The sequence below is a fragment of the Gemmatimonadota bacterium genome (assembly GCA_026706345.1).
Taxonomy (GTDB): Bacteria; JAAXHH01; JAAXHH01; order JAAXHH01; family JAAXHH01; genus JAAXHH01.
On the sequence record JAPOYX010000039.1, the window covers coordinates 1 to 3,450 of the forward strand.

General features: G+C 62.1%; 2 protein-coding genes. Both read left to right on the top strand.

Annotated elements, in window-relative coordinates:
• Positions 1-1,294, top strand: a 1,294-nt coding sequence (gene cofH / locus OXG98_04125; GenBank protein MCY3771190.1) for a 5-amino-6-(D-ribitylamino)uracil--L-tyrosine 4-hydroxyphenyl transferase CofH, incomplete at its 5' end; no start/stop codon positions are given.
• Complete coding sequence (locus OXG98_04130; GenBank protein ID MCY3771191.1) at positions 1,279-3,390, top strand: molybdopterin-dependent oxidoreductase; 2,112 nt, start codon at positions 1,279-1,281, stop codon at positions 3,388-3,390. The genes cofH and OXG98_04130, both read left to right, overlap by 16 nt.
• Positions 3,391-3,450 lie beyond the last annotated feature (60 nt).

The following is a 3,450-nucleotide window of genomic DNA, read 5'->3' on the forward strand; positions in this document are numbered from 1 at the left end:
GGACGGAAGGAAGAAGACGAGCGATAAAATACAGTGGGAAACGCACAATCGCATAGGTTCCGCTATCGACAAGGCGGTATCCGGAGCGCGCCTCGATGAGACTGAGATCGTCGAACTGTTCAACGCCCGCGGCGCCGATGAAGACGCCGTGATACGGGCCGCCGATAACCTGCGCCGGACCATGAACGGCGATACGGTCAGCTACGTGGTCAACAGGAACATCAACTACACCAATATCTGCTATTTCGGCTGCGGCTTCTGTGCCTTTTCCAAGGGCCGCGTAGCCGAGAACCTGCGCGAGCGCGGCTATGACCTGCCCCTGGAAGAGATACAGGCGCGGGTCTCGGAGGCATGGGAGAGGGGCGCGACCGAGGTCTGCCTGCAAGGCGGCATCCACCCGGACTACACCGGCGCGACCTACCTTGCCATCTTGCGGGCAGTGAAGGAGGCGCAGCCGGACATGCACGTACACGCATTTTCACCGCTTGAGATCAGGCAGGGGGCGGAGACCCTGGGTCTGCCGCTCAGGGACTATCTCGGTGAGTTGAAACAGGCCGGCCTGGGAACATTGCCCGGTACCGCGGCGGAAATCTTGGACGATGAGATCAGGCAGATCATCTGCCCGGACAAGCTGAACACGGCCGAGTGGCTGGAAGTGATGAAGACCGCCCATTCTTTGGGCCTTAACTCCACGGCTACCATCATGTTCGGCCACGTGGACGGACCGCTGAACTGGGCGCGCCACCTGCTGCGCATCCGCGATTTGCAGGAGGAAACGGGCGGTTTCACCGAGTTCGTGCCGCTGCCCTTCGTGCACATGGAAGCGCCCATGTACCGCAAGGGCCGGGCGCGCAAAGGCCCCACCTTCCGCGAGGCGATCCTGATGCACGCGGTCGCCAGGCTGGTATTGCATCCACACATCACCAACATACAGGCCTCCTGGGTGAAACTGGGCATGGACGGCCTCCGGGCCTGCCTGGATGCCGGCGTAAACGACGTGGGCGGCACCCTGATGAACGAAAGCATCAGCCGCGCAGCCGGCGCCTCCCACGGCCAGGAATTCACCGCGGCGGGCATGCGCGACCTGATCACGGCCGCAGGCAGGATACCGCAACAACGCACCACCCGTTACGAGCCAGTGACGGAGGGAGCGGGTGACACGCTCCCCCAGTCGTCATTCCCGTGCAAACGGGAATCCAGTAAAATAATGGGTCGCCCTGCGGGCGACACTGTATTCCACTGGATGCCGGGTCAAGCCCGGCATGACGGGGAAGAAACATGCAAACTGAAGTAAGAACAATCTGCCGAGCCTGCGGCCACGGCGGCTGCGGCGTGTACGTGGCCGTGGAAGACGGCAAGCCGGTCAAGATCAAGCCGGACTGGGACCACCCGGTCAGCAAGGGCTATACCTGCAAGAAGGCGCACGGCTACCTGGAACTGCAGGAACACCCGGACCGGCTGCTCTATCCCATGCAGCGCACCGGGGAACGGGGCGAAGGCAAGTGGCGGCGGCTGTCCTGGGACGAAGCGCTGACCATCGTTGCCGGCAAACTGAACGAGATAAAATGGGAATCCGGCGCCGAGTCGGTGGTATTCGGCCACGGCACCGGGCGCGATTTCCACCGCTTCGTGTACCGGGTCGCCAACCTGTACGGCTCGCCCAACGTGCTGACGCCGGGGCACATGTGCTACCTGCCGCGCATCGCCATCTGCAAGGTCATGGGCATGGATATCCCGCTCTGCGATTACGACAACAGGCCGAAATGCGTGGTCGCCTGGGGCAGCAACCACCTGATCTCCAACCCGGACGAGAACAAGGGCATCAACCTGGCCCATACCCTGACCGCCGGGGCAAAACTGATCGTGATCGACCCCCGGGGCAGCAAGCTGGCCGCCAAGGCCGACCTGTGGCTGCAACTGCGCCCGGCCACGGACTCGGCGCTGGCCCTGGGCATGATGCACGTCATCGTGAAAGAAAACCTGTACGACCATGAATTCGTCGGGAAATACACGACCGGCTTCGACAAGCTGAAAGAGCGGCTGGAGCGCTTCCCGCCGGAGGTGGTGGAACGCATCACCTGGGTGCCGAAGGAGAAGATCATCGCCGCGGCCAGGCTGTACGCCACGACCAGGCCCGCCACCCTGCAATGGGGCGTGGGCATCGAGCAGAACATCAACTGTGTGGATGCCGACCGGGCCCTGATCTACCTGGTGGCCCTGACCGGCAACCTGGACGTCCCCGGCGGCAACGTGATCTTCGGTCTGCCGCCCGGACTGCCCCGTGCCCGGTTCGCCCTGTTTCACGAGTTGCCGGCGGAGCAAAAGCAGAAACTGCTGGGGGGCGACAAGTACAAGCTGGGCGCTTCCATCAACCGCATCACCCCGCACGTGGTCTGGGACGCCATCGAGAACGGCGACCCGTACCGGGTGCGCGCCATGGTGATCTTCGCCAGCAACCAGTTGGCGGCCCGGGAAAACGCCGACCGGGTGTACGAGGCGTTGAAGCAGGTGGAGTTCTTCGTCGCCACCGACATCTTCAGGACCGCCACGACGGAACTGGCCGACATCGTCCTGCCCGCGGCCACCTGGCTGGAGAACGACAATATCGCCGATTACTGGAAGGTGCACGGTTACGTATTCCCGCGCCGCAAGGTGGTCGAAGCGCCGGGCGAGGCCTGGCCGGACCACATCATCCTGAATGAACTGGGCAAGAAACTGGGATTTGAAGACCGCTTCTGGGACACCTACGAGGAGTCGCTGGACTTCATCCTGGAGTCTGCCGGGACGACCTGGGATGAATTCAAGGACATGCCGTACCTGCGCACCGAGCCGGAATTCAGGAAACACGAGAAATACGGCTTTAATTCCGAGTCGGGCAAGCTGGACTTTTACCTGAAGCAGTACGAGGACTGGGGCTATGACCCGCTGCCGGATTTTATCGAACCGCCGGAAAGCCCGGCGCGGGAGGAAGAATTCACGTCCCGCTATCCCACGGTGTTGATCACCGGGCACCGCATCTTCAACTTCTTCGGCTCGGAACTACGCCAGTCAAACTACCTGCGCAAGGGCCATCCCGACCCGCTGATCGAGATACACCCGGAACTGGCGCAGACCAAGGATATCGACAACGGCGACTGGGTCTGGGTGGAAACCCCCCGGGGCAGGGTGAAACTCCGCGCAAAACTGTCCGAAGGCGTCGACCCCAGGGTAGCCAGCGCCGAATTCGGCTGGTGGTTCCCGGAAAAGGGCGCCCCGGACTACGGCTGGCGCGAATCCAACATTAACGTCCTCACCATGGACGGCCCACCCCTGGACCCGGGGATGGGGGCCACTAACCTCAAGGGGTTGATGTGCAACATCGAAAAAGTATCCGCAGATTACGCAGATTAACGCAGATAATAATCCTGGGGTCAGAGTAATGTCTTCGAATTTCTTACTCCGACCCCTGAT

Coding starts and splice junctions, on each gene's coding strand:
- OXG98_04130 (MCY3771191.1), top strand. CDS start 1,279: ATGCAAACTGAAGTAAGAACAATCTGCCGAGCCTGCGGCCACGGCGGC.